1 protein-coding gene is annotated in these 361 nt (G+C 55.7%); it reads left to right on the forward strand.

Annotated elements, in window-relative coordinates:
- Positions 1–17: 17 nt before the first annotated feature.
- On the forward strand, positions 18–361 hold a 344-nt coding region (locus tag J4F42_07555), incomplete at its 3' end, for a hypothetical protein (GenBank protein MCE2485353.1).

Here is a 361-nt window from a genome sequence, read left to right on the forward strand (position 1 = left end):
GGACAGCAAATTTCTCCATGGATGGCCTCATGGTCATGGACCCAGGCGAATGTGACGGAAATTTTCGGGAACTGAGCACTAGCAACCCTTCCAATATGAATCTCCCAATGCCGCCGGAGGCGGGAGAGATGGCCTCCCTGGGAGAAACAGAGAGTGGCTACATCGAAGCATGGCTCAACCCTGTGAGTGCCCTCGAGGATGACACCGCGGGGACACCAGAGACTAATTTCCTTCCAGAACATGCGATCCCCAGGAACATTTCGGGAACGGCGATGCTGGTCTCCCCCATGTCCGGGTTTGCGTCAAGCTACAATGCCGTCGCCTTTACCGGTTGCCGCATTGTTGATCAGGACGGACTAGT

It is taken from the genome of Desulfurellaceae bacterium, from assembly GCA_021296095.1.
Classification (GTDB): domain Bacteria; phylum Desulfobacterota; class Binatia; order Bin18; family Bin18; genus JAAXHF01.